The 26,359-nt window shown below is 73.7% G+C and carries 23 protein-coding genes, 1 tRNA gene and 1 rRNA gene; 13 read left to right on the forward strand and 12 right to left on the reverse strand.

Going from position 1 to position 26,359, the window contains the following annotated elements; translation table 11 throughout:
• Nucleotides 1-8: 8 nt before the first annotated feature.
• Together rrf and HOQ23_RS06985 are read left to right on the forward strand one after the other, a co-directional pair.
• Nucleotides 9-125, forward strand: a 5S ribosomal RNA gene (rrf, locus tag HOQ23_RS06980).
• Between the two features lie 93 nt (nt 126-218).
• A complete protein-coding gene (locus tag HOQ23_RS06985) occupies nt 219-1,322 on the forward strand; it encodes a tetratricopeptide repeat protein (RefSeq protein ID WP_172213232.1) in 1,104 nt (367 codons plus the stop codon).
• Here HOQ23_RS06985 and HOQ23_RS06990 read toward each other — a convergent pair whose 3' ends face one another.
• The gene (locus HOQ23_RS06990) at nt 1,323-1,835 is read right to left on the reverse strand and encodes a hypothetical protein (protein ID WP_172213234.1); all 513 of its coding nucleotides are present in this window, start codon (nt 1,833-1,835) and stop codon (nt 1,323-1,325) included.
• Between the two features lie 90 nt (nt 1,836-1,925).
• Between HOQ23_RS06990 and HOQ23_RS06995 the strand changes: the two genes are divergently transcribed.
• Nucleotides 1,926-2,759, forward strand: a complete 834-nt coding sequence (locus HOQ23_RS06995) for a PP2C family serine/threonine-protein phosphatase (RefSeq protein ID WP_172213236.1) — start codon at nt 1,926-1,928, stop codon at nt 2,757-2,759.
• Between the two features lie 158 nt (nt 2,760-2,917).
• The gene (locus HOQ23_RS07000; RefSeq protein ID WP_172213238.1) at nt 2,918-3,436 is read left to right on the forward strand and encodes a DUF3145 domain-containing protein; all 519 of its coding nucleotides are present in this window, start codon (nt 2,918-2,920) and stop codon (nt 3,434-3,436) included.
• Nucleotides 3,437-3,463: 27 nt separating this feature from the next.
• Here HOQ23_RS07000 and HOQ23_RS07005 read toward each other — a convergent pair whose 3' ends face one another.
• From HOQ23_RS07005 to HOQ23_RS07035, 7 genes are all read right to left on the reverse strand, one after another.
• Entirely contained in the window at nt 3,464-3,916 is a 453-nt protein-coding gene (locus tag HOQ23_RS07005; RefSeq protein ID WP_172213240.1) for a hypothetical protein, read from the reverse strand.
• Between the two features lie 140 nt (nt 3,917-4,056).
• Nucleotides 4,057-5,499, reverse strand: coding sequence for an acyl-CoA carboxylase subunit beta (locus tag HOQ23_RS07010; RefSeq protein WP_172213242.1), 1,443 nt, complete (start codon nt 5,497-5,499; stop codon nt 4,057-4,059).
• Nucleotides 5,499-6,749, reverse strand: coding sequence for a beta-ketoacyl-ACP synthase II (fabF, locus tag HOQ23_RS07015; RefSeq protein ID WP_172213244.1), 1,251 nt, complete (start codon nt 6,747-6,749; stop codon nt 5,499-5,501). The genes HOQ23_RS07010 and fabF overlap by 1 nt, the downstream gene beginning before the upstream one ends.
• Nucleotides 6,750-6,784: 35 nt before the next feature.
• Nucleotides 6,785-7,030 carry an acyl carrier protein gene (locus HOQ23_RS07020; protein WP_172213246.1) on the reverse strand — a complete coding sequence of 82 codons (246 nt, stop codon included), beginning with the start codon at nt 7,028-7,030 and terminating at the stop codon, nt 6,785-6,787.
• 96 nt (nt 7,031-7,126) lie between these two features.
• Entirely contained in the window at nt 7,127-8,128 is a 1,002-nt protein-coding gene (locus tag HOQ23_RS07025; protein WP_172213248.1) for a beta-ketoacyl-ACP synthase III, read from the reverse strand.
• Complete coding sequence (locus HOQ23_RS07030) at nt 8,128-9,312, reverse strand: acyltransferase domain-containing protein (protein ID WP_172213250.1); 1,185 nt, start codon at nt 9,310-9,312, stop codon at nt 8,128-8,130. The genes HOQ23_RS07025 and HOQ23_RS07030 overlap by 1 nt, the downstream gene beginning before the upstream one ends.
• Nucleotides 9,313-9,450: 138 nt before the next feature.
• Nucleotides 9,451-10,653, reverse strand: a complete 1,203-nt coding sequence (locus tag HOQ23_RS07035) for a PucR family transcriptional regulator (RefSeq protein WP_367650410.1) — start codon at nt 10,651-10,653, stop codon at nt 9,451-9,453.
• 91 nt (nt 10,654-10,744) lie between these two features.
• Here HOQ23_RS07035 and HOQ23_RS07040 point away from each other — a divergent pair, with 91 nt between their 5' ends.
• Nucleotides 10,745-11,698, forward strand: a complete 954-nt coding sequence (locus HOQ23_RS07040) for an alpha/beta fold hydrolase (RefSeq protein ID WP_367650411.1) — start codon at nt 10,745-10,747, stop codon at nt 11,696-11,698.
• A 107-nt stretch (nt 11,699-11,805) separates the two neighbouring features.
• On the opposite strand, the gene aceE is transcribed toward HOQ23_RS07040, so the two are convergent.
• Nucleotides 11,806-14,544, reverse strand: coding sequence for a pyruvate dehydrogenase (acetyl-transferring), homodimeric type (aceE, locus tag HOQ23_RS07045; protein ID WP_367650412.1), 2,739 nt, complete (start codon nt 14,542-14,544; stop codon nt 11,806-11,808).
• A 361-nt stretch (nt 14,545-14,905) separates the two neighbouring features.
• Here aceE and HOQ23_RS07050 point away from each other — a divergent pair, with 361 nt between their 5' ends.
• The 4 genes from HOQ23_RS07050 (at nt 14,906) to HOQ23_RS07065 (ending at nt 17,805) form a co-directional block, all read left to right on the forward strand.
• Nucleotides 14,906-15,346, forward strand: a complete 441-nt coding sequence (locus HOQ23_RS07050) for a DUF3052 domain-containing protein (RefSeq protein WP_367650413.1) — start codon at nt 14,906-14,908, stop codon at nt 15,344-15,346.
• 48 nt (nt 15,347-15,394) lie between these two features.
• On the forward strand, nt 15,395-17,026 hold the full coding sequence (locus tag HOQ23_RS07055) for an AMP-binding protein (protein WP_367650414.1): 1,632 nt from the start codon (nt 15,395-15,397) through the stop codon (nt 17,024-17,026).
• A complete protein-coding gene (locus HOQ23_RS07060) occupies nt 17,023-17,508 on the forward strand; it encodes a peroxiredoxin (protein WP_172213256.1) in 486 nt (161 codons plus the stop codon). The genes HOQ23_RS07055 and HOQ23_RS07060 overlap by 4 nt, the downstream gene beginning before the upstream one ends.
• A 225-nt stretch (nt 17,509-17,733) precedes the next feature.
• Nucleotides 17,734-17,805 (forward strand) — tRNA-Val (locus HOQ23_RS07065).
• Nucleotides 17,806-17,848: 43 nt separating this feature from the next.
• Here the strand turns inward: HOQ23_RS07065 and HOQ23_RS07070 are convergent.
• Nucleotides 17,849-18,142: a DUF6221 family protein gene (locus HOQ23_RS07070; protein ID WP_172213257.1), complete on the reverse strand. Its 294-nt coding sequence runs from the start codon at nt 18,140-18,142 to the stop codon at nt 17,849-17,851.
• A gap of 317 nt (nt 18,143-18,459) precedes the next feature.
• On the opposite strand from HOQ23_RS07070, the gene HOQ23_RS07075 reads away from it, so the two are divergent.
• From HOQ23_RS07075 to HOQ23_RS07090, 4 genes are read left to right on the forward strand one after another with little or no spacing between them, the layout of a single operon-like run.
• Nucleotides 18,460-20,787 carry an HAD-IB family hydrolase gene (locus HOQ23_RS07075; protein WP_172213258.1) on the forward strand — a complete coding sequence of 776 codons (2,328 nt, stop codon included), beginning with the start codon at nt 18,460-18,462 and terminating at the stop codon, nt 20,785-20,787.
• Nucleotides 20,787-22,025 (forward strand): zinc-binding dehydrogenase, encoded by a 1,239-nt coding sequence (locus tag HOQ23_RS07080; RefSeq protein WP_172213259.1) that lies wholly within the window; start codon nt 20,787-20,789, stop codon nt 22,023-22,025. Before HOQ23_RS07075 ends, HOQ23_RS07080 begins: the two co-directional genes overlap by 1 nt.
• The gene (locus tag HOQ23_RS07085; RefSeq protein WP_172213260.1) at nt 22,022-23,602 is read left to right on the forward strand and encodes a lactate racemase domain-containing protein; all 1,581 of its coding nucleotides are present in this window, start codon (nt 22,022-22,024) and stop codon (nt 23,600-23,602) included. The genes HOQ23_RS07080 and HOQ23_RS07085 overlap by 4 nt, the downstream gene beginning before the upstream one ends.
• On the forward strand, nt 23,602-24,534 hold the full coding sequence (locus tag HOQ23_RS07090) for a lysophospholipid acyltransferase family protein (protein ID WP_172213261.1): 933 nt from the start codon (nt 23,602-23,604) through the stop codon (nt 24,532-24,534). Before HOQ23_RS07085 ends, HOQ23_RS07090 begins: the two co-directional genes overlap by 1 nt.
• A 9-nt stretch (nt 24,535-24,543) precedes the next feature.
• On the opposite strand, the gene HOQ23_RS07095 is transcribed toward HOQ23_RS07090, so the two are convergent.
• Together HOQ23_RS07095 and HOQ23_RS07100 are read right to left on the reverse strand one after the other, a co-directional pair.
• A complete protein-coding gene (locus HOQ23_RS07095; RefSeq protein WP_172213262.1) occupies nt 24,544-25,761 on the reverse strand; it encodes a Dyp-type peroxidase in 1,218 nt (405 codons plus the stop codon).
• Nucleotides 25,758-26,321 carry a copper chaperone PCu(A)C gene (locus HOQ23_RS07100; protein WP_172213263.1) on the reverse strand — a complete coding sequence of 188 codons (564 nt, stop codon included), beginning with the start codon at nt 26,319-26,321 and terminating at the stop codon, nt 25,758-25,760. Before HOQ23_RS07100 ends, HOQ23_RS07095 begins: the two co-directional genes overlap by 4 nt.
• Between the last annotated feature and the right edge of the window lie 38 nt (nt 26,322-26,359).

The following is a 26,359-nucleotide window of genomic DNA, read 5'->3' on the forward strand; positions in this document are numbered from 1 at the left end:
GATAGAGTTACGGCGGCCATAGCGAAAGGGAAACACCCGGTCCCATCCCGAACCCGGAAGTTAAGCCTTTCAGCGCCGATGGTACTGCAACCGAGAGGTTGTGGGAGAGTAGGACGCCGCCGGACAAAAATTCCGTAGGGGCCACCATCTGGTGGCCCCTACGTGCATTTCGTCATAGAATTCGGCGTCCCGCGCCAGACCCAGGAGCACAGATCATCATGGCTGACCAGCGACGAAACCAGCGCCCCGAGGGCGACGGACCCGGACGCGGCGGTCGCCCCTCGGGTGGCAAGCCCTCCAGCGGCCGGCCGCAGAGCGGCGGGCGCGGCGGTTCGAAGCCCCAGAGCGGCGGCTCGAAGCCCCAGGGCAGCGGATCCAGCCGCTACGAGCGCAGCGACCGTCCCGAGCGTGGTGGCGACCGCCCGCGCAGCGGTGACCGTCCCGAGCGTGGTGGCGACCGCCCCCGCAGCGGTGACCGTCCCGAGCGTGGTGGCGACCGCCCCCGCAGCGGTGGTCGTCCCGAGCGTGGTGGCGACCGGCCCCGTGGTGGCGGGCGCCCCGAGCGTGGGGGTCGTCCCGACCGCGGCGGGCGCTCGGAGGGTCGCGGCGCCGAGCGCGGTCCGCGCACCGGTGACCAGGCCCGCTACGACGGCCCCGAGCTGCCGCCGGAGATCACGGGCCAGGAGCTCGACCGTGCCGTCGGCGCCCAGCTGAAGGGCCTTCCGGAGAAGCTCGCGGCCCGGATCGCGCGCCACCTGGTCGCGGCCGGCCACTTCATCGACACCGATCCCGAGCTGGCCTACCAGCACGCGATGGCCGCGCGCGCCCGCGCCGCCCGGCTCGCCGTCGTGCGTGAGGCCGTGGGCGAGGCCGCCTACGCCGCCGGGCACTACGCGGAGGCGCTCGCCGAGCTGCGCGCCGCCAAGCGGATGAACGGCGCCACGGCGTACCTGCCGATCATGGCCGACTGCCACCGCGCCCTCGGCCAGCCCGAGCAGGCGCTCAAGCTCGCCAAGAGCCCGTCGGTGGTGAACTTCGTCCCCGAGGCGAAGGCCGAGATGACGATCGTCGAGGCCGGGGCGCGCCGCGACCTCGGACAGTTCGACGCCGCGCTGCGCACGCTCGAGCTGGCGCCGCTCAACAACAAGACCCGCGCCTCCTGGGTCGTCCGGCTGCGCTACGCGTACGCCGACACCCTCGAGGCCGCCGGCCGCTACTCCGACGCGCTCGCGTGGTTCCACCGCACGAACGCGATCGACAGCGAGGAGATCACCGACGCCGCCGACCGCGCCGAGGCGCTCGAGAAGCGGCTCGCCGACTGATCAGCGGGCCAGCAGGGTGACCTGGCTGGAGGCTCCGGCGGTGCGCACGCCCCGCTGGAGCCCCTCGGCAAAGGCCAGGCGCACCGGCTCGATGCGGACGGTCCCGGGCTCGGTGCCGCTGACCCGCAGGGCGACCGTGTCGCCCGCCCCGAACTCGACGTCCTCGCTGTCGAGCACCTCCTCGCAGAACGCGAGCGGATCGGTGGTCACCCGGAACGAGCCATGACGGCACAGCAGCGGCTCGACCTCCACGGGCACGTCCGAGACGACCCGGACCCGCACGCCGCTCATCGTCAGCGAGCGGTCGAAGTCCGCGCCCGCGCCGAACACGCCCACGTGCACGGGAGTGCCGGCGGGCGTGGAGGCGACCACGGCCTCCTTGGAGGTCGGCAGGGCCGCCGGGCTGTTCACGTACCACGCGACGGCGCCCAGGAGGGCGGCGACGCCGACGACCGACAGTGCGAGCCGCACGCGGGGACTGCTGCTCAGGGCCAGGGGCGCGGGGGAGTCCACGGCCCGGAGCGTAGGGCACGCACGGAACCGGCGGGGGTTGACCGCGCCGATCAGGCAACGCTGTACTCACGATCGGCAGGAGGAGGGTCCATGCTCCGCTTCGCGGGCTCAGGCGCGAGTGAGGTCGGCCTGGTGCGGGTGCACAACGAGGACGCCGGCTACGTCGGTCGCACGTTGGCCGTGGTTGCCGACGGGGTCGGGGGAGCCGCGGCCGGTGAGGTCGCCTCCGCGACCGCGGTGCATGCCCTCGTCGCGTCCTGGCGCGCATCCCTGACGGCTGCTCCGGCTGGCGGTGGCGGCGTCGGGTGCCTGGAGGATCGGGTGGTCGCCGCGGCCGACGCGGCTCGCGCCGCCGTACGGCTCGCCGTCCAGCGCGACCTCAACCGGCTCGGCATGGCGACGACGGTGACCCTCCTGGCGTGTGACGGCGAGCGCGTCGTCCTGGGGCACATGGGTGACTCCCGCGCGTACCGATGGCGTGGCGGGACCCTCGAGCAGGTCTCCACCGACCACACCTACCTCGAGCAGCTGCGCCGTACGCCGCGCGTCTCGGCGGCGGTGCTGGCCACCCACCCGTGGCGCAAGGTCGTGCTGCGGGCGCTCGACGGCGACCCCGCCGACTCCGGGCTCGACGTCCTCGCGGTGGAGGTGCGGGCCGGGGACCGGCTGGTGCTGTGCACCGACGGCGTGAGCGACCTCCTCGACGACGCCACGTTGGCCGGCCTCCTCGACGGGGAGGCGGCCGACGTGGTCTCCGCCGTGGTGGAGGCGGCCCTGGCCGCCGGCGGGCGCGACAACATCACCTGCGCGGTGCTGGACGTCGTGGAGGTCCCCGACGAGCTCCGGCCGCCGGCGGGGCCGGGCCTGCTGCTCGGTGCGGTGCGCGACGGCACCAACGTGGTGTCCGCGGGCGCCGCCTCCTGACGGCGATCGCGACACGCACGCGCGTCACACTGGTGCGCAGCGGCCTCATGCGCCACAATGGTGCGACAACCGAACATCTGTCACACACGACTGATCTCTCCTCCATGACGAGACCGCTGGGGAAGGCGTAGCTCGCGCCGGAGAAGAAGGAGGTCACCGTGACCGCACGCACTGCCACCCGTTCGACGACGAGGGGCGTACTTTACGTCCACTCCGCGCCGTCCGCGTTGTGCCCGCACATCGAGTGGGCCGTCGGTGGTGTCCTTGGCGTGCCCGTGAGCCTGGACTGGACTCCCCAGCCGGCGCAGACGGGTACCTATCGCGCCGAGCTCTCGTGGACCGGTGCGACGGGATCCGCCGCCGCCATCGCCTCGGCGCTGCGCGGCTGGAACCAGCTGCGCTTCGAGATCACCGAGGAGCCGACCTCCGCCACGGAGGGCGCGCGTTACTCCTACACCCCCGAGCTCGGGGTGTTCCACGCCGTCACCGGCATCCACGGGGACATCATGATCCCCGAGGACCGGCTCAAGGCGGCCGTGGTCAAGGCCGCGCTCGGTGAGACGACGGTGCTCGTGGAGATCGACAAGCTGCTCGGCAAGCCGTGGGACGACGAGCTCGAGACGTTCCGCCACGCCGGCGACGGCGCGCCGGTGCGCTGGCTGCACCAGGTCGTCTAGGACCCCCGGCCGGCGTCGTTCCTGAGGTCAGGGGCGACGCAGCCGGAAGCGTGCCGGGAGCACCCAGCCCGACTCGGCCTCGAGCGGGCCGTTCTGGATCGTCATCTTCCCCTTGATCCGGAAGCGGCCCGGCCGGGTGCCGGTGCGGCACAGGCGGAACCAGGTGCGCCCGCGGGTCTCGTCGTGCCCCGACATGAGCACGTCCGAGGCGAGTGGGCGGCCGCCGGGCCCGATGAGGAACGTCTCCACCGCCCAGTCGCCGTCGGGCGGGGTGAAACGGTAGCGGTAGGCGTAGTCGTGGCAGCCGCGGCGCAGCACGCCGTCGGGACGGGCGATCTTCCCCCAGTCCGCCCGGTGGGCGTGGGCGGGGCCCGGTGTGGCGAGTGTGAGCCCGGTCGCGAGCAGGGCCAGGATGACCGGCGCGCTGGCGATCGCGCCGAGCCGTGTGGTGGTGGTGCCGCTTCCGTGCGTGTGATCCACGTCATGTCCAACGGCCTCGGGTGGCAGGCGTTACGCCGCGACGACCCGGTGCTGACCGGTGCTGGTCCCCGGCACGCGAGAAGGGCCCCACCTGGTGGTGGGGCCCTTCGTCGTGGGGCTGCGCCCGTGTGGCGCGTGCGTCAGAGCGGGATGTTGCCGTGCGCCCCGCGGCGTACGCCGTCGGCCTGGACGGCCGCGTCGATGGCGAGCGCGATCGCGGAGCGGGTCGTGCTGGGCTCGACGACCTCGTCGACGACGCCGATCTCGACGGCGCGCTCGACGCCGCCGGCGATGCGCTCGTGCTCGGCGGCGAGCTCGTTCTCGACCTGCGTGCGCAGGTCCGGCTCGACCTCGGCCAGGCGACGTCGGTGCAGGATGCGCACGGCGGCGACCGAGCCCATGACGGCGACCTCGGCGCCCGGCCAGGCGAGCACCTTGGTGGCGCCCAGCGAGCGGGAGTTCATCGCGATGTAGGCGCCGCCGTAGGTCTTGCGGGTGACCAGGGTGACGCGGGGGACCACGCACTCGCCGAACGCGTGCAGCAGCTTCGCGCCGCGGCGGACGACGCCGTCCCACTCCTGCCCGACGCCGGGCAGGTAGCCGGGCACGTCCACCAGGACGACCAGCGGGACGCCGAAGGCGTCGCACATCCGCACGAAGCGCGCGGACTTCTCCGCGGACGCGGAGTCCAGGCAGCCGCCCAGGCGCAGCGGGTTGTTCGCCACGACTCCGACGGTGCGGCCGCCGAGGCGGCCCAGCGCGGTGACCACGTTGGGCGCCCAGCGGGTGTGCAGCTCCTGCACCGAGCCCTCGTCGAGCACGGCCTCCACGAGCGGGTGCACGTCGTAGGCGCGCTTGCGCGACTCCGGGAGCAGCGCCTCCAGGTCGCGGTCCTCCACGTCGCTGACGCGCAGGCTGCCCTGGGCGCCCAGCAGGCTGGAGATCGCCCGGGCGCGCTCGAGCGCCTCGGCCTCGGAGTCGGTGAGCACGTGCACGACACCGGAGCGGCGACCGTGCGGCTCGGGACCGCCCAGGCGCAGCATGTCGACGTCCTCGCCGGTGACCGAACGGACCACGTCGGGGCCGGTCACGAAGATCCGACCCTCGGGGCCGAGGATGACCACGTCGGTCAGCGCCGGGCCGTACGCCGCGCCTCCCGCCGCCGGGCCGAGGACGACCGAGACCTGCGGGATCTTGCCCGAGGCCTGGGTCATCACCTGGAAGATCCGGCCGACGGCGTGCAGCGAGAGCACGCCCTCGGCGAGGCGTGCGCCGCCGGAGTGCCACAGGCCGATGATCGGCACCCGGTCGGTCATCGCGCGGTGGTAGGCGTCGACGACCACGCGGCAGCCGAGGTCGCCCATCGCGCCGCCCATCACGGTGGCGTCGGAGCAGAAGGCGACCACGGGGGCGCCGTCGACGTGGCCGATGGCGGCGAGCATCCCGGAGTCGTCGTCGGGGCTGATCAGCTCCAGCGTGCCTTCATCGAGGAGCGCGGTGAGCCGCTTGAGCGGGTGGCGCGGGTCCTCCTCGCGCGGCAGCTTCGCCGGGCGCGAGGTGGTGGGGGCGGGGGCGACGGTCATCAGAAGCTCCCGAACGCGACGGCGACGTTGGCGCCGCCGAAGCCGAAGGAGTTGTTCAGCGCCGCGATGTCGCCCTGCGGGAGCGGGCGAGCGGTGGTGGCGATGTCCAGGTCGACCTTCGGGTCCTTGTCGTCCAGGTTGATCGTGGGCGGGCTGACCCGCTCGTGCAGCGCCATCACGGTCGCGACCGCCTCGAGGGCGCCCGCGCCGCCGAGCAGGTGACCGGTCATGGACTTGGTGCTGGTGACCACCACGTCGTCGATGCCCGCGCCCAGGGTGGCGTGCAGCATCAGGCCTTCTGCGATGTCGCCGAGCGGCGTGGAGGTCGCGTGGGCGTTGACGTGCTTGATCGCGGAGGGGTCGATGTCGGACTCCGCCAGCGCGCGCAGGATGGCGCGCGAGCCGCCGCGGCCCTCCGGGTCCGGCTGGGCGATGTCGTGGGAGTCGGCGGTGATGCCGGCCCCGAGGACCTCGGCGTAGATCCGGGCGCCGCGCGCCTGGGCGTGCTCGAGGGACTCCAGCACGAGTACGCCGGCGCCCTCGCCGAGGACGAACCCGTCGCGTGCGGTGTCCCAGGGACGCGACACGGTGCTCGGGTCCCCGTCGTTCTTCGACAGCGCCATCATGTTGGCGAACGCCGCCATCGGCAGCGGGTGGATCGCGGCCTCGGTGCCGCCGGCGACGACGACGTCGGCGCGGCCCAGGCGGATCTGGTCGATCGCCATCGCGATGCCCTCGTTGCCCGACGCGCAGGCCGAGATCGGGGTGTTCACGGCGCCGCGGGCGCCGACGTAGAGGCTGATGTTCGCGGCTGCGGCGTTGGCCATCAGCATCGGGACCGCGAGCGGGGAGACCCGCCGCGGGCCCTTGGCCTTGAGGGTGTCGTAGTTGTCGAGCAGGGTGGTCACGCCACCGATGCCCGACGCCATCGCGACGCCGACCCGGTCGCCGTCAAGACCGTGGTCCTGGACGGCGTTCTCCAGGCCGGCGTCGCGCCATGCCTCCATGGCCGCGACCAGGGCGAACTGCGCCGAACGGTCCAGGCGGCGGGCCTTGACCCGCTCGAGGACGTCGGTCGGCTCGACGGCGATCCGACCCGCGATCTTGACCGGCAGGTCGGCGGCCCACTCCTCGGTGAGGTGACGCACGCCGGAGCGCCCGGCGAGCAGGCCCTCCCAGGTGCTGGCCACGTCGCCGCCCAGCGGGCTGGTGGTGCCGAGGCCGGTGACCACGACTCGGGTTCGACTCATCGTGTGTTGGCTCCTGATCGTTGGGGTGGGGTGGCTCAGGCCTGCGCGCGCTCGATGAACGCGACGGCGTCACCGACGGTCTTGAGGTTCTTGACCTCGTCGTCCGGGATCGAGACGCCGAACTTCTCCTCGGCGGCCACGACGACCTCGACCATCGAGAGCGAGTCGACGTCCAGGTCGTCGACGAAGGACTTGTCGAGCTGGACGTCGGCGGCGTCGACGCCGGCGACCTCGTTGACGATCTCGGCGAGGTCGGAGCGGATCTCTTCGGTGGTGGCCATGGGGCTTCTCCTTGGTCGTGGTCGTGCTGATGGATGGTGCTGTGGGTCGTGCGGGTGCTGCGGGGTCGTGCGGGTGGTGCGGCCCGGATGGGCGGCTCAGGGGACGACGACGACCTGCGCGGCGTACGCGAGGCCGGCGCCGAAGGCGATGAAGAGCGCCGTGTCGCCGGAGCGGGCCTCGCCCTCGGCGCGCATGCGCTGCAGGGCGAGGGGGATCGAGGCGGCCGAGGTGTTGCCCATCTCGGCGATGTCGCGCGCGATGCGCACGGTGGCGGGCAGCTTCATCGTGCGCGCCAGGGCGTCGATGATGCGCATGTTGGCCTGGTGGGGCACGAAGCAGTCGAGCTCGTCGGCGGTGATCCCGGCGCGCTCGAGCGCCTCCTGGCCGATCTTCGCCATCGCGAAGGAGGCCCAGCGGAACACCGGGTTGCCCTGCATCGTCAGGTGCGGCATCAGCGGCTCGTCGGCGGTGAGGACGTCGCGCCAGTCCTCGCGCTGCCGGATCAGGTCGAACTGCTCGCCGTCGGAGCCCCACACCACCGGGCCGATGCCGGGGGTGTCGCTCGGGCCGACCACTGCCGCGCCGGCGCCGTCGGCGAAGATGAACGCCGTCCCGCGGTCGGTGGTGTCGGTGATGTCGGAGAGCCGCTCGACGCCGATGACCAGCACGTGGCCGGCGGAGCCGCCGGTGACCATGTCGTTGGCCATCGCGATGCCGTGGCAGAAGCCGGCGCAGGCCGCGGAGATGTCGAACGCCGCGGAGTTCTCGGTGCCGAGCTCGTGGGCGATCAGCGTGGCGACCGCCGGGGTCTGCATCAGGTGGCTGACCGTCGCGACGATGACGCAGTCGATCTGCGCGGCCTCGAGGCCGGCGTCGGCCAGCGCGTGGCGCGCCGCGGCCGAGGCCATCATCTGCACGGTCTCCTCCGGGGAGGCCCAGCGGCGCGAGACGATGCCGGAGCGCTGCCGGATCCACTCGTCGCTGGAGTCGATCGCGTCCACGATCTCGGAGTTCGGTACGACGCGGGTCGGGCGGTAGGCGCCGACGCCCTTGATGGCGGCGTACCGCGCGCCGGTGGCGGGGGAGAGGGTGGCCATCAGGCGGCGCCCTCGGGGTGCAGGCGCAGCAGGGGCTGGCCGGGGGAGACCGGGTCGCCGTCCTCGACGAGCCACTCCACGACCTGGCCGCCGTGGGCGGCGGTCACCTGGATCCGGTCGCGCAGGCTGGCGACGTCGCCGACGGTGGCACCGGCGTGCAGCGCGCCGAGGTCGCGGGCCTCGGGGGCGACGTGGAAGGTGCCCTTGGCCGGGGAGACCACCATCCGCCAGGTGGGGCTGGCGCCGAAGTGGCTGGCCTCGCCGTGCTTGTCACAGAACGCGCGGGCGTCCTCGAGCTGGTCGGGGGTCTTCAGCGCGAAGGTCTCCACGCCCTTGAGGGCGCGCTTGGCGATGCCGGTCAGGGTGCCGGCCGGCGGCATCTCCAGGATCCCGGTCACGCCGAGGTCGGCCATGGTCTCCAGGCACAGGTCCCAGCGCACGGGGTTGGCGATCTGCCCGACGAGGCGGCGCAGCACCTGCTGGCCGTCGTGGACGATCTGGCCGTCCTTGTTGGAGATCAGGCGGGTGCGCGGGTCGTGGACCGAGACCGAGCGGGCCAGCTTCTCAAGGTGCCCGACCGCGGGGGCCATGTGCTCGGTGTGGAACGCGCCGGCGACGCTCAGCGGCATCAGGCGGGCCTTGGCCGGGCCGTCGGCGCGGAACGCCTCGAGCTGGGCGAGGGTGCCGGCCGCGACCACCTGGCCGGGGCCGTTGTCGTTGGCCGGGGTCAGGCCGTGCTCGGCGATCTTGGCAAGTACCTCGTCGCGGTCGCCGCCCAGGACGGCGGTCATCCCGGTCGGGGTCGCCGCGGCAGCGGCGGCCATCGCGTTGCCGCGCTCGCGCACCAGCACCATCGCCTGCTCGGCGGTGATCACCCGGGCGCCGGCCGCAGCGGCCAGCTCGCCCACGCTGTGGCCCGCGACCGCACCGATGCGGCTGAACGCGTCGGCCGGGTGGGGGAACAGCTCGAGGGCGGCGACCAGAGCGGTGGCGACCAGCAGTGGCTGGGCGATCCGGGTGTCGCGGATGGCCTCGGCGTCGGCCTCGGTCCCGTAGTGGGGCAGGTCGATGCCGGCGACGGTGGAGAGCCAGTCGAACCGCGACGCGAAGGTCGGGTCCTCCAGCCAGGGCCTCAGGAAGCCAGGCGACTGGGCGCCCTGGCCGGGAGCAACGATGACGAGCACGCGGACCACTCTGCCGGTCCCGGGCCCCGGATTCGGCTCCGCCGCTCACGAAAGTGTCGGGCGCTGTGTTGTGGGAACCCTACAAAAATCGACGTCGGAGGGGCCGACGGGCCCGCTGCGGTCGCCGAGCGGCGTGGATCACTCCTCCGCGGCGGTGCGTCCGGACTGCCGGCCGAGGACGAGGGCGATCTCCAGGGTGAAGGCGTCGCGGGGGTCCGCGGGGCTGAAGCCGGTGAGGTCGGCGGCCTGGCGCAGCCGGTAGCGCACGGTGTTGGGGTGCACGAAGAGCACGCGGGCGGTGCCCTCGATCGAGCCCCCGGCGCCGAAGTACGCCGCGAGGGTCTCGGCGAGCGCGGCGCGGGCCCGGACCAGCGGCAGGTAGACCTCCTCGACCAGCAGCCGGCGGGCGTGGCCGTCGCCGGCGAGCACCCGCTCGGGGAGCAGCTCGTCGCTCAGCACCGGGCGCGGCGCCTCGGGCCAGCCGGCCGCGGCGCGGTGCGCGGACAGCGCCGCCCGGGCGGAGGAGTGGGCGTCGGCGAGGTCGTTGACGACCGGCCCGACCACGACCGGGCCGTCGGCGAACAGGTCGGCGACCGCGCTGGCCCCGACGCGGGGATCGCGCGCGCCGCCGAGCACGACGACCAGCCGCTCGCCCTGCACCGCGCAGAGCGCCTCCATCCCGGCGGCGCGGGCGGTACGACGTACCTCCTCGAAGAGGTCGGTCTCGGTACGCCGTGCGGGGACGCCGCCCAGGACCACCGCCACGTCGCCGCGGGCCGACCAGCCCAGCGCGCTCGCCCGCGACAGCATGGCCTCGTCGGTCTCGGCGCGCAGCACCGCGTCGACGACGAGGGCCTCGAGGCGGGCGTCCCAAGCGCCGCGCACCTCGGCGGCGCGGGCGTAGACCTCGGCGGTGGCGAAGGCGATCTCCCGGGCGTAGCGGGAGACCGCGACGTGGGCGTCGGCGGAGTCCTCGGCGTCGAGCAGGTCGTCGAGGTTGGACTCCACCACCTCGATCGAGAGCCGGACCAGGTCGACGGTCTGGCGCAGGGTGATGACGCCGGCCAGCGCGCGCGGGGCGGCACCGAAGATCGAGGCGGCCAGCAGCGAGCCCTCGGGCGCCGGCGTCTCGCCGGGGTCGCGCCGGTACCAGTCCACGAACCCCTTGACGCCGGTCTGCACGATCACGCCCACCCAGGAGCGGTCCTCGGCGCTCAGCGCGCGGAACCAGGCGTACTCGGTCTCCATGCGGGCCATCGCGGCGGTGCTCAGCGCGCCGGTCGCCCGCTGGAGGGCGGCGGTGGCGCGCGGATGGGCGGTGACGGGGACGCGACGGGACACGACCCGAGGCTAGACCGCGGCGCGCCGCCGCGGACCCTCCGGTCTGGTTGAATCGGCAGTCTGGGCAAGCGGCGGGGAGACGGTGGTGGCGGTGGTGGTGCAGACGGCGCACGAGGTGCAGTCCGTGACGATCCACGGGCACCGGCGCGCCTTCGTCAAGGTCGGCACCGGGCCGGTGCTCCTGCTGCTGCACGGGATGGGCTGCGACCACACGACCTGGTCCCCGGTCATCGACGAGCTCGCGCTGCGCCACACCGTCATCGCCCCGGACCTGCTCGGCCACGGGGCGTCCGACAAGCCGCGCGCCGACTACAGCGTGGGCGGCTACGCGAATGCGATGCGCGACCTGCTGACGGTGCTCGGCATCAACCGGGTCACCGTGGTCGGGCACAGCCTGGGCGGCGGGGTGGCGATGCAGTTCGCCTACCAGTTCCCCGAGCGCACCGAGCGCCTCGTGCTGGTCGCCCCCGGTGGCCTGGGCCCCGAGGTCTCACCCCTCGTGCGGGCGGTCACCACGCCCGGGTTCCACCAGGTGATGGGCGTGCTCACCCTGCCCGGTATCCGCCACGTCGGCGTCGTCGGCATGCGGATGCTCGCCGGGAGCGGGCTGCCCCAGGCCCGCGACCTCGGCGAGGTCGCCACGATCTACGACTCGCTGCGCGACCCGGCCACCCGCCACGCGCTGCGTCACGTGGTCCGCGCGGTCGTCGACTGGCAGGGCCAGATCGTCACGATGGCCGACCGCGCCTACCTGACCAGCGCGCTGCCGATGGCGGTCGTGTGGGGCCGCGAGGACGCCGTGATCCCGGTGGAGCACGCCGAGCTCGCGGGCCGCCTCGCCCCGGAGGCCCGGATCGAGGTGATCGAGGACGCTGGGCACTTCCCGCACAAGGACCACCCGGTGCGCTTCGCGCGGATCCTGGCGGACTTCGTCGACGCCACGCCGCCCGCGACGTACTCCCGGGCGCGCTGGCGCGCCCTGCTCCGCGAGGGCGGTACGCCGGGCGCCGGCCCGCTGCGTGCGGTCGGCGACGGCCCGACCTGAGCCCTCCGGACGCGCCGGACGCCTGGACGCGTTGAACGCGACAGGGCCCGCCGCGCGAGGCGCGACGGGCCCTGGTCAGGCTGGGTCAGCCAAGGGAGCGGGACGCCTCAGGCGTCGCCACCCTCCTGCTCGACGTCGGCGACCGCGGTCGGGTCGTCGATGCGGTAGGTCGCGAACGCCTTCTCCACCTGGGCGCGGTCGACCTGCCCGGCGTCGGCCAGCGCCTGGAGCGCCTGCACGACGACCGACTGGGCGTCGATGTGGAAGAAGCGACGCGCGGCCGGGCGGGTGTCGGCGAAGCCGAACCCGTCGGCACCGAGCACCCGGTAGTCCCCGGGGACCCAGCGGGCGATCTGCAGCGGGACCGCACGCATGAAGTCCGACACCGCGACGACCGGGCCCTCGACATCGACCAGGCGCTCCTCGACGTAGGAGGTGCGCGGGTCGTCGCCGGGGTGCAGCAGGTTCCACTCCTCGGCCGCGACGGCGTCGCGGGCCAGCTCGTTCCAGGAGGTGACCGACCACAGGTCGGCCTGCACGCCCCAGTCCTCGCGCAGGATCCGCGCGGCGTCCTCGATCCACGGGTAGCCCACGCCGGAGCCCATCAGCGTCACCCGCGGGCCCTCGCCCTCGGCCTTCGCCGTCTGGTGCATGCCCTTGAGGATGCCCTCGATGTCGACGTCGGCCGGTTCGGCCGGCTGGGCGATCGGCTCGTTGTAGACGGTCACGTAGTAGATGACGTTCTCGCCGTTGCCCTCGGGCCCGCCGGTGCCGTACATCCGCTCGAGACCGTTCTGCATGATGTGCGCGATCTCGTAGGCGTGCGCCGGGTCGTAGTGCACCACCGCCGGGTTGGTCGCGGCCAGCAGCGGGGAGTGGCCGTCGGCGTGCTGGAGGCCCTCGCCGGTGAGCGTGGTGCGACCGGCGGTGGCGCCGATCAGGAAGCCGCGCGCGAGCTGGTCGGCCATCGCCCAGATCGAGTCGCCGGTGCGCTGGAACCCGAACATCGAGTAGAAGATGTAGAACGGGATCATCGGCTCGCCATGGGTCGAGTACGCCGACCCCGCGGCGGTGGCCGAGGCCACGGCGCCGGCCTCCGAGATGCCCTCGTGGAGCATCTGGCCCTGCTTGGACTCCTTGTAGGAGAGCAACAACTTGCGGTCGACCGACTCGTACTGCTGGCCGGCCGGGTTGTAGACCTTCGCGCTAGGGAACATCGCGTCCATGCCGAAGGTGCGGTACTCGTCCGGGGCGATCGGCACGAGGCGCTTGCCGATCTCCGGGTCGCGCATCCATTCCTTGAGCAGGCGGACCACGGCCATGGTGGAGGCGATCTTGTTCTTGCCGCCGCCCTGCTTGAGGTCCTTGTACGCCGCGTCGCCGGGCAGCGTCAGCGGCTTGGCGCGCTGCACGCGGCGCGGCACCGAGCCGCCGAGCTGGCGACGGCGCTCCATCATGTACTCGATCTCGGGGGACTCGGCGCCGGGGTGGAAGAACGGCGCGGCGCCGGTCTCCTCGTAGGAGCGCTCCAGGTCGCGGTCGGAGATCGGGAGGTAGAGGCGATCGCGGAAGCGCTTGATGTCCTCCGGGGTCAGCTTCTTCATCTGGTGGGTGGCGTTCTTGCCCTCGAGGGCGTCGATCGTCCAGCCCTTGACCGTCTTGGCCAGGATCACCGTCGGCTGACCGACGTGCTTGGTCGCGGCGTCGAACGCGGCGTACACCTTGCGGTAGTCGTGGCCGCCGCGCGGGAGCTTCGCGATCTGGGCGTCGCTCATGTGCTCGACCATCTTGCGCAGCCGCTCGTCGGCGCCGAAGAAGTGCTCGCGGGTGTAGGCGCCGTCCTCGACCGAATAGGTCTGGAAGTCGCCGTCGGGGGTGTTGTTCATCTGGTTGACCAGGACGCCGTTGACGTCGCGCGCCAGCAGGTCGTCCCACTCGCGGCCCCAGACGACCTTGATGACGTTCCAGCCGGCGCCGCGGAAGTTGGCCTCCAGCTCCTGGATGATCTTGCCGTTGCCGGTGACCGGTCCGTCGAGCTGCTGCAGGTTGCAGTTGACGACCCAGGTGAGGTTGTCGAGCTCCTCGCGGGCGGCGATCCGGATGGCGCCGAGGGACTCGGGCTCGGCCATCTCGCCGTCGCCGAGGAACGCCCACACGCGCTGGTCGCTGGTGTCCTTGATGCCGCGGTTGTGCAGGTAGCGGTTGAACCGCGCCTGGTAGATCGAGTTGATGCCCGTCAGGCCCATGGAGACCGTGGGGAACTCCCAGAAGTCCGGCATCAGGCGCGGGTGCGGGTAGGACGACAGCCCGGCGCCGGCCCCGTGCTGGACCTCCTGGCGGAAGCGGTAGAGGCGCTCCTCCTCCAGGCGGCCCTCGAGGAAGGCGCGGGCGTAGATGCCGGGGGAGGCGTGGCCCTGGAAGTAGATCTGGTCGCCGCCGCCGGGGTGGTCCTTGCCGCGGAAGAAGTGGTTGAAGCCGACCTCGTAGAGGCTCGCGGAGGACTGGTAGGTGGCGATGTGCCCGCCGACCTCGAGGCCCTTGCGGTTGGCGCTGGAGACCATCACCGCGGCGTTCCAGCGGATGAACGCGCGGATGCGGCGCTCGATCTCCTCGTCGCCCGGGAACCACGGCTCACGCTCGGGCGGGATCGTGTTGATGTAGTCGGTGGAGCGCAGGGCGGGCACGCCGACCTGCGTCTCGCGGGCCCGCTCGAGCAGGCGCAGCATCATGTAGCGGGCGCGCGAACGGCCACGCTCCTCGACGAGGGAGTCGAAGGAGGCGAGCCAGTCCGCGGTCTCGTCGGGGTCGATGTCCGGCAGCTGGGTCGGCAGTCCCTCGTGGATCACAGAAGGGGTGCTGCCGGAGCGAGTGCCTGAAGGGAAGGGTGTTTCCTCGGTCACCCGACCATGTTCCCACGCCGTGGAAGCGCGCGGTATCTACCGCCCAGTAGATGAGGGTGCGGGGTGCGAGAGCCCGTCGGAGCGACGGTTCCGGGAGCCGCGGACCCTGCCCGCGGGTGGTCGGACGGGCCCCTGGCGGGGGCTGCGAGGGGGCCGGACGGAGACCCGTCGAGGGGTCCTCGGGACGCCGTTCGTCGAGGTCGTGGCGTGTACCGGCTTGCGCAGCGGCCCCGACTCCGCTGGACTACTCCTCACATCCGGCTTCTCCGACCCCGGAGAGCCCTGTCCACAGATGTTGGAGGCCTCAGTGAGTTCGACCGCGGGTGGCGGGTCCACCCAGACAGGCGCCCCCGCCGATCCGGCTGCCCGGCTCGGCTTCAAGGCTGGCATGGTCATTCAGGAACTTGGCTGGGACAACGACGCCGACGACGAACTCCGCGTTGCCATCGAGAACGCCCTCGACGCCGACATGGTGGACGGCGACTACGGCAATGTCGTGGACGCCGTGCTGCTGTGGTGGCGCGCGGACGACGGCGACCTCGTCGACGGCCTGGTGGATTCCCTGACCGATCTCGTCGGCGGCGGCTCCATCTGGCTGATGACCCCGAAGGTCGGCAGGCCGAACGCCGTCGACGCGTCCGACATCGCCGAGGCGGCCCCGATCGCGGGTCTCGCGCAGACCACGACGGCGACCGTCAGCAAGGACTGGGCGGCGACCCGGCTGGTGGCGCCCAAGACCCCGGCCTGACCTGCCGGGCCGTACGTTCCTGACCGCGGCGACCGAAGGAACCGACCTGTGCTCGACACCCTGACGGCCCGGCTCTCCTCCACGGCCACGGCCGCCAGGGTGCTGCTCGGTTCCGGAATCGTCCGCCCGCACTCCCCGGCGGTCCTGCTCGGCCTGGTCACGACGCTGCGGCGCTGGGGCACCGGGCCGGCAGGCGGGTTCGCGAGCGTCGCGCTGCGCGCACCGGACCGGGTCGCGATCATCGACGACCGCGGGTCCGTGACGTACGCCGAGCTGCACCGCCGCGCCAACGCGCTGGCGCGCGGCCTGCGCGACCTCGGCGTCGGCGAGGGCGACTCGGTGGCGCTGATGTGCCGCAACCACCGGGGCTTCGTCGAGGCCACGATCGCGGTCAACCGCCTCGGCGCGGACGCGCTCTACCTCAACACCGCGTTCGCCGGCCCGCAGCTGCGCGAGGTCCTCGAGCGCGAGCAGCCGGCCGTCCTCGTCCACGACGAGGAGTTCGCCGGTCTCCTGGGTGACGGTGGCCCGGTCCGGGTGACCGCCTGGACCGACGAGCCGCCCGCGGACGGCGCCGCGGCCGACCGCCCCACCGTGGACGGCCTGGTCGCCGCGAACCTGGGGGAGGACCTCGAGGCGCCGCGACGCCACGGCCGCATCGTCATCCTGACCTCGGGCACCACCGGCACCCCGAAGGCCGCGCCCCGGGAGGAGCCCGGGATCGACGCCGCGGTCTCGCTGCTCTCCCGGATGCCGCTGCGCGAGGGCTGGCGCGCCCACATCGCGGCGCCGCTGTTCCACACGTGGGGCTACGCCCACCTCGCGCTGGCGATGCTGCTGGGCACCACGATCGTGCTCCGGCGCCGCTTCGACCCCGAGGACGCGCTGCGGACCGTCGCCGACGAGCGCTGCGAGAGCGTCGTGGTCATCCCGGTCATGCTCCAGCGCATCCTGGCGCTCCCCGAGGACGTGCTCGCGGCGCACGACCTGCCCACGGTGCAGGTGGTGGCCTCGTCGGGCTCGGCGCTGCCCGGCGACCTCGCGCTGAGCTGGATGGACCACTTCGGCGACCACCTCTACAACATCTACGGCTCCACCGAGGTCGCCTACGCCTCGATCGCCACGCCCGCCGACCTGCGCGAGGCGCCGACCTCCGCCGGCCGCCCGCCGTGGGGCACCGTCGTGCGCATCTACGACGAGGAGGGCCGCCCGGTGCCGGCCGGCGCCGCGGGGCGGATCTTCGTGGGCAACACGATCCTGTTCGAGGGCTACAGCGGTGGCGGCGGCAAGGACATGATCGACGGCCTGATGGCCACCGGCGACGTCGGCCGCTTCGGCGAGGACGGGCGGCTCTACGTCGAGGGACGCGACGACGAGATGGTCGTCAGCGGCGGCGAGAACGTCTTCCCCCGCGAGGTCGAGGACTGCCTGGCGCGCCACGAGGCGGTCCTCGAGGTGGCCGCGGTCGGCGTCGACGACGACGAGTACGGCAAGCGGCTGGTCGCCTACGTCGTGCTGCGCGACGCCGCGGAGGTGACCGACGTGCAGCTGCGCGAGTGGGTGAAGGAGAATCTGGCCAGGTTCAAGGTCCCGCGGGAGATCGTCATGCTCGACGAGCTGCCCCGCAACGCCACAGGAAAGGTCCTCAAGCGGGACCTGGTCAGGAAGGAGTCGTCGTGAGCACCGACCAGGAGGGCGTCGCAGGGCTGTCCCTCGGCGGGCTGGCGCCCGACTTCACGCTGCGCGACCAGTTCGGCCAGGACGTGACGCTCTCGTCCTTCCGCGGCTCCAAGGCCGTGGCGGTGCTGTTCTACCCCTACGCGTTCTCCGGTGTCTGCACCGGCGAGCTCGCGGGCGTGCGTGACCGCCTCGACGAGTTCCTGACCTTCGACACCGAGATCCTCGCGATCTCCTGCGACCCGATGTTCGCGCTGCGCGCGTTCGCCGACACCGAGGGCCACAACTTCCCGCTGCTCTCCGACTTCTGGCCGCACGGCGCCGTCAGCCGGGCCTACGACGTCTTCGACGAGCGGATCGGCGCGCCGCGGCGCTCGTCGTACGTCGTGGACCGCGAGGGCCTGGTGCGCTGGTCGGTGCACAACGCGATGCCCGACGGGCGCGACCTCGACGAGCACCTGCGCCAGCTGCACGCGCTCACCTGACGCCGGAGCGCAGGCGCTGGCCCGGAATGGGGTCCCGCGGACTAGACCGCCGGGGCCGATGGGGACGAACCCTCCCGTGGCGGCGGCGGATGCTCCTAGGATCGGGCGCGTCGGACCGCTGGTGACCCGAGACACCGGCGGTCCGACACCCATCTCGGGTCTCGCCACGCGGCCGCTTCGCGCAGGCCCCGGCGCCTCGTCTAGTCTGTGCCCGCGGACGTGCACGGGCGTATAGCTCAGCGGTAGAGCCCCTCGCTTACAACGAGGTGGTCGGGGGTTCGATCCCCTCTGCGCCCACCCAGCACCCGGCCGGCCTCGTGGCTCGGGTAGGTCGGCCGTGTCAGGGCCGCCAGGCGTCGAGGTAGTCCGCGTGTTCGGCGTACGGCTGCGCGAGGCGTCGCAGGATCGCGCCCTCGTAGCGGGGCAGGCCGTCGGCCGCCGCCGCCTCCGCCAGCTCCAGCAGGCCGCGCTTGGCCTCGCAGTCGGCGAGCACCCGCGCCACCCCGGTCACGGCGACGTGGTCGGCCTCCTCGGCCGGGACGTCGCGCCCGTGGCGGGCGTCGGACTCGACCTCGCGGGCCAGCTCCTCGTCCTCGGCGATGCGGGCCCGCACGAACTCCACGATCTCGTTCATGGCCCCAGCGTGACACCGCGGCCGTCGCGGGAGTCATTTCGGTTCGATCACTCGTTGAAACAAGTCGACCAACGTACGCCAGTTGCGCCATTGTGGGACCTCGCCCGCTGGCGGACCGGGCAAGCGCTTGCCCCGGGGCCGCCGCTGGCAGCGTCCGGTGTCCTACGGTCGGCCTACGGGGGGGTCGACCGCAGGACGCCGACGCGCGCGCTGCTCGAAGCAGGCGCGCCGGCAGGGTCGCGGCGGGCCCCACGGACCGCTTCGGTGTCGTACGGTGCTGAACGCCACCCTTGGGGAGCCAGCCCGCAGGAGGACCGATGCCGTCGTCCGAGTCGCCGTCTTCACCGCTGTCGCTCGCCGCGCGCCTGGAGGGCAGCCACGTGCTCCTCACCGGGGTGACCGGCTTCGTCGGTGAGGCGCTGCTGCACCTGCTGCTGAGCGAGGTGCCGGGGTGTCGCACGACGGTCCTGGTGCGTGCGCGGGGCTCGCAGGGCGCGCAGGCCCGGGTGGCCGCGCTGCTCGACAAGCCGATCTTCGCGGACGTCGTCGAGGCGGCAGGCGGCGCGGAGCGACTGCTGGCCACCACGCTCGGCGTCCTGGAGGGCGACCTGGCCGCGCCCCCGCCGCTGCCGGACGGGCTGGACGCGGTGGTGCACTGCGCCGGGGACGTCTCCTTCGACCCGCCGGTCGACCAGGGCTTCGCGACCAACGTGGTCGGCACCCGCGACCTGCTGGCGCGCATCGACGAGGCGCTGGCGCGCGAGGGGCGCGCCCCCGACACGTTGCACTACGTCCACGTCTCCACGGCGTACGTCGCGGGCCGCCGGCGCGGCCACGTCGCGGAGGCACCGGTGGAGCACGACGTCGACCTGGCGGCCGAGCTCGACTGGGGCCTGAGCCAGCGCGCCGACGTCGAGCGGCGCTCGCGCGCCGCCGAGCACCTCACCAAGGCGCGCCGCCGGGCCGAGCGCGAGCACGGCCGCGCCGGACTGCTCACGGCCGCGCGGGCCACGGAGGCGGCGCGGCGCGCATGGGTGTCCGAGGAGCTGGTGCGGATCGGCAGTGAGCGGGCCCGCAGCCTGGGCTGGACCGACTGCTACACCTTCACCAAGGCGCTCGGGGAGCGGGTCGTGGAGGGCTGGGCGGGCACCCACCGTGCCTCGATCGTGCGGCCCAGCATCATCGAGTCCGCCCTCGTCCGGCCCCACCCCGGCTGGATCGAGGGCTTCAAGATGGCCGAACCGCTGATCCTCGCCTACGGACGCGGCGAGCTCCCGGAGTTCCCCGCGGCCGTCGACACGATCGTCGACATCGTCCCGGTCGACCACGTCGTGGCCGCGCTCGTCGCGGTGCTGGCCCACCCGCCGCCGCCCGGCGCGCCGGCGTACTTCCACGTCACCTCCGGGGACCGCAACCCGCTGACCTTCGGGGTGCTCTACGCCGAGGTCCGCGGATACTTCGAGCGCCACCCGTTCACGACCGGCGACCGCGGCGCGGCCCGGCTGCCGGAGTGGCGCTTCCCCGGCGCGCCGGCGGTCGAGCGGCTGCTCACCACCAGCGAGCGCGCCCACCGGGCGGCCGACTACGTCCTGGGCCACGCCCCGCGCAGCGACCGGACCCGCGAGCTGGCCCGGCGCCTGGACCAGCAGGGCCGCCGCCTGGCGTTCCTGCGCCGCTACCTCGACCTCTACCACGAGTACGCCCAGGCCGAGCTCCGCTTCTCCGACCGGTCCACCGTGGGTCTGCTGGAGTCGCTCGCCCCCGAGGACCGGGAGCGGTTCGCCTTCGACACCGCCGTCATCGACTGGGGGGTCTACCTGCAGGAGATCCACTGCCCGGCGGTGACCGAGCCGGTGCGGGCGATGGACGAGCTGCGCCGCGCGAGGGGCCGCACGGCGCGCACCCGGGCGCGCGAGGTGGGGGAGCAGCCGGGCACCGCGGCGTTCTTCGACATGGACGGCACGCTGCTCTCCTCCAACGTCATCGAGACCTACCTGTGGATGCGCCTGCGCGAGCTGCCCGCCGGCGCCCGGTTCGCCGAGCTGGCCCGGATCGCGGCGAAGGTGCCCGCGCTGGTGCAGGCCGACCGGCGTCAGCGCAGCGACTTCCTGCGCACCGTCTACCGCGAGTACGCCGGGGCCCGCCTGGCCGACCTCGAGCAGGTCGTCGACGAGGAGCTGGCCGCCCACGTCGTGTCCCGGCTCTCGCCCGACGCGGTGCGCCGGATCCGCCAGCACCGCGCCGCCGGGCAGCGCACCGTGCTGATCACCGGCGCCATCGCCCCGCTGACCCGCCCGCTCGCCCCGCTGTTCGACCACATCGAGGCCGCCCGGCTGGCCGTCGACGAGCGCGGCGTGTGCACCGGCCACCTCGCGGGCTCGCCGCTGGTGGGGGAGTCGCGGGCGGCGTTCCTGCACTCCTGGGCCGCCGAGCACGACGTGGACCTCGCGGCCTCCTTCGCCTACGCCGACAGCCACTCCGACCTCCCGCTGCTCGCGGCGGTCGGCAACCCGGTCGCGGTGCGCCCGGACGTCGCGCTGTTCCGGCACGCGCGCCGCCAGCACTGGACGATCGTGGACTGGACCAGCCCGCCGTCCTCGGTGCGCTCGCTCAACCCCGCCGGCGGGAGCGGTGGTGCCCGGTGATGCTCGCCCTGGAGATGTTCCGCTCGGTGCCGCGCACCGTCGCCGGCCGGCTCGTGGGCGCCCGGCTGCCCGGCATCCTGTCGGGGTACGCCGCGCCGCTGCGGCTGACCACGCTGGACGCGCCGCGGGTCGCCCGGCCCGGCTGGGCGCGGCTGCGCACCCGGCTCTCGGGCATCTGCGGCTCCGACCTCGCGATGCTGTCGGGGCAGACCTCGCTGTACTTCTCCGCGGTCGTCTCGCTGCCGTTCGTGCCCGGGCACGAGGTCGTGGCCGAGCTGCTCGAGGACTGCGAGGACCTGCCGGCCGGCACCCGGGTGGTGCTCGACCCGGTGCTCACCTGCGCGGCCCGGGGTGTGGAGCCCTGCGGGTCGTGCGCCGTGGGCGCCACCAACCGCTGCGCGCGGATCACCGTGGGCGCGCTGTCGCCCGGGCTGCAGACCGGGTTCTGCCACGACACCGGCGGTGGGTGGGGCGAGCAGCTGGTCGCCCATCGCAGCCAGCTGCACCCGGTCCCCGACGACCTCGACGACGTGCAGGCGCTGCTGCTGGAGCCGATGGCCTGCGCGGTGCACACCGCGCTGCGGGCCGGGGTCCGTGCCGAGGACCGGGTGCTGGTCAGCGGCGCCGGGCTGGTCGGGCTGCTGACCACCCACGCGCTGCGCGCCCTCACCCCGGCCGGCGAGCTCCTCGTGGTCGCCAAGCACCCGCACCAGCGCGAGCTCGCGGCGGCGCTGGGCGCCAGCGAGGTCGTCGGGCCGGAGGAGGTGCTGCGCCGGGTGCGCCGCGCCACCGGCGCCTTCCAGGTGCAGCCGGAACTCTCCTCGCCGTACCTCCTCGGCGGGGTGGACGTGGCGGTCGACGCGGTCGGCTCGCGCCGCTCGCTGGAGACCACGCTGCACGCCACCCGGGCCGGTGGCCGCGTGGTGCTGTCCGGCATGCCCGCTCCGGCGGACCTCTCGGCGGCGTGGTTCCGCGAGCTCGAGGTGGTCGGCAGCTACGCCTCGGCGGCGCAGGAGCCGGCCGCGGGCGGGCCGTGGGCGGGGCGCAGCGCCTTCGAGATCGCCACCGGCCTGCTCACCGCCCCGGTGCTCGCCCAGGTGTCCGAGGCGGTCGCCCGCTATCCCCTCCACCGCTGGCGCGAGGCCCTCGACCACGCGCACTCCGCCGGCCGCCTCGGCACGGTGAAGGTGGCCTTCGACCCCCGCTCGTCCCCGCCCGCGCAGCAGGAGATCTCATGAGCCGACCCGGATTCGTGCTGGAAGTCGACGACCGCACCCCGCCGCTCGTGGTGCACGAGGGCCTCGGGTTCCGCCTGGAGCGCTTCCCGCTCGGCACCCGGGTGGTCTACCCGCCCGAGTCGCTGCCGGTGGTGCCCGACGTGGACGAGGCGATCCGCGAGGCGCTGCTGCACCCGGTCGACGCCGACCCGCTGCCGACGCTGCTGCACTCCGGGATGCGGCTCACCATCGCCTTCGACGACCTCTCGCTCCCGCTGCCCCCGATGCGCGCGCCCGACATCCGCGGCCGGATCATCGAGCACGTGCTCGGCCTCGCCGCCGACGCGGGCGTCGACGACGTCGCGCTGGTCGCGGCCAACGCGCTGCACCGGCGGATGACCCCCGCCGAGCTGCGCCACATCGTGGGGGAGCGGGTGTTCCGCTCCTTCCACCCCCAGGGGCTGCTCACCAACTTCGACGCCGAGGACCCCGACGGCCTCGCGCACCTCGGCACCACCGAGCACGGCGAGGACGTCGAGATCAGCCGCCGCGCGGCGGAGTCCGACCTGGTGGTCTACGTCAACGTCAACCTGGTCGCGATGGACGGGGGCCACAAGTCGGTCGGGATCGGGCTGGCGTCGTACCGCTCGCTGCGCCACCACCACAACGCGCACACGATGGTGCAGTCGCGCTCGTTCATGGACCACACCCGCTCCGCCATGCACCACTCGGCGTGGCGGATGGGGCGGGTGATCAAGGAGCACGTGCGGGTGTTCCAGATCGAGACGACCCTCGACAACGACGTCTTCCCGCGGCCCTACGACTTCTTCCAGAAGCGCGAGTGGGAGTGGTCGGTGCGCGACCAGGCCTCGATGCTCGCGGCCAAGCGCGGGCTGGCCGTCGCGCCGCAGCGGCTGCGCCACCGGGTCTTCCACGACCTGCGCAGCGGCTACGGGCTCACCGGCATCAGCGCCGGGGAGGTGGAGGCCGTGCACGCGCAGACCCTCGAGCGCGTGCACCGCCAGCAGCTGGTCGAGGTGCAGGGCCAGTCCGACGTGCTGGTGCTGGGGGTGCCGTACCTGGGCCCCTACAACGTCAACAGCTCGATGAACCCGGTGCTGGCGACCTGCATGGGGCTGGGCTACTACTTCAACTCCTACCTCCACCAGCCCGTCGTACGACGGGGCGGGGCGGTGATCCTCTACCACCCGCTCGACGAGGGGTTCCACCAGCTGCACCACCCCTCCTACGTCGACTTCTACGAGGAGGTGCTGGCCGAGTCCACCGACCCGGCGGTGATCGGGCAGAAGTACGAGCGGCAGTTCGCCGAGGACGAGTGGTACCGCCACCTCTACCGCACCTCGCACGCCTACCACGGGGTCCACCCGTTCTACATGTGGTACTGGGCGGCGCACGCGATGGACCACGTCGGGGACGTGATCTGGGTCGGCGCGGACCGCCGCGCCGCCACCCGGCTGGGGTTCCGCGCGGCCTCCACGCTCGCCGACGCGCTGGAGATGGCGAGCGGCACCGTCGGGCGCAGCCCCACCATCACCTACCTGCGCAACCCGCCGCAGCTGCTCGCGGACGTGCGCTGATGGGCTTCCTCGCCGACACCGCCGACGACGTGCGCACGGTGGCCCGCGGCTGGCGCTGGGGACGCCGCTCGCAGGTCCCGCGCTCCGCCGAGCCCTGGGTGCCCGCGCAGCGTGCGAGCGTCTTCCCCTCCGACTGGGCGCGCCGCCGGCCGGCGATCGCCGCGCGCGAGGTGGCGCAGAAGGGCGGGCTGGAGCCGCTGTTCCGTTCCCAGGTCCGCACCCGCGTCGAGGGCCTGGACGTGCTGGAGCGCCTCGAGGGGCCGGTGATCTTCGCCGCCAACCACGCCTCCCACCTCGACACCCCGCTGGTGCTGCTGTCGCTGCCCGCCGAGTGGCGGCGGCGTACGGCGGTGGCCGCGGCCGCGGACTACTTCTTCGACACCTGGTGGCGCGCGGTCGGGTCCTCGCTGCTGTTCAACACCTTCCCGATCGACCGGCACGGCGGCACCCTGGCGGCGACGCCGGGGGAGGTGCTGGCCGACGGCTGGAGCCTGGTGATCTTCCCCGAGGGGACCCGCTCGCGCGACGGCTGGACCGGGCCGTTCCGGATGGGCGCGGCCTGGCTGGCCCACGCCCACGGCGTGCCGGTGGTGCCGGTCGCGCACCGCGGGACCTTCGCCGCGATGCCCCGCGGCCAGGGCTGGCCGAGCCCGGGGCGCCGCCGGCTCACGATCCGCTTCGGCGAGCCGCTGCGGCCCGCTGAGGGAGAGTCGGTGCGCGAGTTCGCGCCACGGGTCCGCGCGGCGCTCGCCCAGCTGCTCGACGAGGACGCGACGACCTGGTGGGACGCGCGCCGACGCGCGGCGGACGGCGCCACGCCCGACCCGTCGGGACCGGACGTGGCGCCGTGGCGCCGGGTGTGGGAGCAGACCGCCTCGCCGCGGGTCGAGGACGAGCCCGGCGGGGCGCTGCTGCGCGCCTGGCGGCGCTGAGCGCGCCGCTCAGGCGAGCAGGGACTGCCCCAGCCAGCCGCCGGGCTCGAAGCCCGGGAGCACCGCGAAGCTCGCCGAGCCGATCGCAGTGGTCCACTCGTTGAGCGAGTCCAGCTCGTCCAGGGTCTGCTGGATCGGGACGAACTGGTCCAGCAGGTCGGCCTGGAAGCTGGAGAACACCAGCCCGGACTCCACGCCGCGCTCGGTGTCGAGCACGTAGTTGGCGCCCTTGCGGAAGATCCGGCGCCCGCCGTTGAGGCCCGGGTGGGAACGGCGCGCGTGCGCGTCGCGGGCGATCACCAGGCGCTCGCCGGACCGGGCCCGGAGGTCGATGTCGTCGGTCTCCTTGCTGCCGGTGAGTGGCGCCCCGTCGTCGAGGCGACGGCCCACGGAGCGCTCCTGCTCCTCGCGGGTCAGCTCGTCCCAGGTGTCGAGGTCCATCCGGATCCGGCGCACCACCAGGGTGGTGCCGCCGGCCCAGGCGCCCTCGCGGATCCAGACCGTCTCGTCGAACAGCGCGGTGCCCGGCTGCGGGTTGGCCGAGCCGTCGACCTGCCCGAACAGGTTGCGCCCGGTCACCGGCTGGCCCTGCGGACCGGTGCCGTTCCAGGACCCCTGCTGGCGCCAGCGCAGGGTCGCGAACGGCGCCGCGTCCGCCACGAGGCGTCGTACGGCGTGGGCGACGGTGGTGGCGTCGCGCCCGGCGACGAACAGCACCAGGTCCCCGCCGGTCCAGCGCTCCTGGAGCCGGTCGTGGCGCATCGGGGGCACCTCGCCGAAGCCGGCCGGGGGAGCGCCGAGGCGGCGCGGCCCGAAGGCCCCGGGCCCCGCGCCGACGGTGATGGTCAGGTCGGCGTTCGCGGTGGCCAGCCACGGCGCGGTGTCCCCGGGCGCCGGGCGGCCCTGGGTGAGGGACTCGACGTCCCCGGTCCACACCCGCATCAGCCGGCCGAGCGCGTCGCGGTCGGTGCCGGCCAGCAGGTCCAGGGCGACGACCTCGGTGACGTGGGCGGCCGGTGCCGCGACCCCCGGCTGGTGCGGTCCGTGCGGCGCGATGGTGCGCCCGGCCCAGGCCGAGCTGTCGGCGGCGTCGCCGGCCGGGACCTGCTCCTCCGCGCGGCCGCTCGATCCGGCGAGGGTCGCCCCGCCGACGCCGGCGGCCGCCCCCGCGACCGCCGTGCCGACGTAGCCCAGGAAGCCGCGGCGTCCGACTCCCGAGGTGCTCACGGGTGCTCGTGGTCCTCGTCGTCGCCGTGGTCGTGGGAGCCGTGGTCGTGGTAGCCGCCCTCCTCCTCGGTGAAGGCCTTCACCGGGGCGGTGACCTCCTGGGTGCTGCCGTCGGAGAACTCCAGGGTCAGCTCGACCTCGTCGCCGGCGTCGAGGTCGTCGGAGAGCCCCATGAGCATCACGTGGTAGCCGCCGGGCTGGAGCAGCTGGCCGCCGTGGGCCTTGAGCTCGACGCCGTCCGCGGCCTCCTGCATGACGGCCTTGCCGTCGACGTGGGCCATCTCGTGGATCTCGACGGTGCCGGCGACCTCGCTCGAGGCGGAGACGAGCGTGACGGCCTCGTCGCCCTGGTTGGCCAGGTCCATGAACGCCGCGGTCATCGAGGTGTCCTCGGCACCGTCGGTGGCACGGACCCAGGGGTCGGTGACGACGATCTCGGGTCCGCTGGTGGCCGCGGGCCCGGCCTGCTCGGTGTCCTCGCCGCAGGCGGTCAGCGCGAGGGCGCCGGTGAGGGCGAGCGCGCCGAGGGCGGACAGGCGGCGGGTGGTGGTGCGGTGCATCTGGTCTCCTCCAAGACAGGGGTGGCTGGCGCACGGAC

It is taken from the genome of Nocardioides sp. zg-DK7169 (genome assembly GCF_013155365.1).
Classification (GTDB): Bacteria; Actinomycetota; Actinomycetes; order Propionibacteriales; family Nocardioidaceae; genus Nocardioides.

Bases quoted from the DNA above. Each gene is read 5' to 3' on its own strand.
- HOQ23_RS06995 (WP_172213236.1), top strand. From the start codon at position 1,926: ATGCTCCGCTTCGCGGGCTCAGGCGCGAGTGAGGTCGGCCTGGTGCGG.
- HOQ23_RS07020 (WP_172213246.1), bottom strand. From the start codon at position 7,030: ATGGCCACCACCGAAGAGATCCGCTCCGACCTCGCCGAGATCGTCAAC.
- HOQ23_RS07100 (WP_172213263.1), bottom strand. From the start codon at position 26,321: ATGCACCGCACCACCACCCGCCGCCTGTCCGCCCTCGGCGCGCTCGCC.
- HOQ23_RS07090 (WP_172213261.1), top strand. From the start codon at position 23,602: ATGGGCTTCCTCGCCGACACCGCCGACGACGTGCGCACGGTGGCCCGC.
- HOQ23_RS07075 (WP_172213258.1), top strand. From the start codon at position 18,460: ATGCCGTCGTCCGAGTCGCCGTCTTCACCGCTGTCGCTCGCCGCGCGC.
- HOQ23_RS07025 (WP_172213248.1), bottom strand. From the start codon at position 8,128: ATGGCCACCCTCTCCCCCGCCACCGGCGCGCGGTACGCCGCCATCAAG.
- fabF (WP_172213244.1), bottom strand. From the start codon at position 6,749: ATGAGTCGAACCCGAGTCGTGGTCACCGGCCTCGGCACCACCAGCCCG.
- HOQ23_RS07085 (WP_172213260.1), top strand. From the start codon at position 22,022: ATGAGCCGACCCGGATTCGTGCTGGAAGTCGACGACCGCACCCCGCCG.
- HOQ23_RS07010 (WP_172213242.1), bottom strand. From the start codon at position 5,499: ATGACCGTCGCCCCCGCCCCCACCACCTCGCGCCCGGCGAAGCTGCCG.
- HOQ23_RS06985 (WP_172213232.1), top strand. From the start codon at position 219: ATGGCTGACCAGCGACGAAACCAGCGCCCCGAGGGCGACGGACCCGGA.
- HOQ23_RS07070 (WP_172213257.1), bottom strand. From the start codon at position 18,142: ATGAACGAGATCGTGGAGTTCGTGCGGGCCCGCATCGCCGAGGACGAG.
- HOQ23_RS07080 (WP_172213259.1), top strand. From the start codon at position 20,787: ATGCTCGCCCTGGAGATGTTCCGCTCGGTGCCGCGCACCGTCGCCGGC.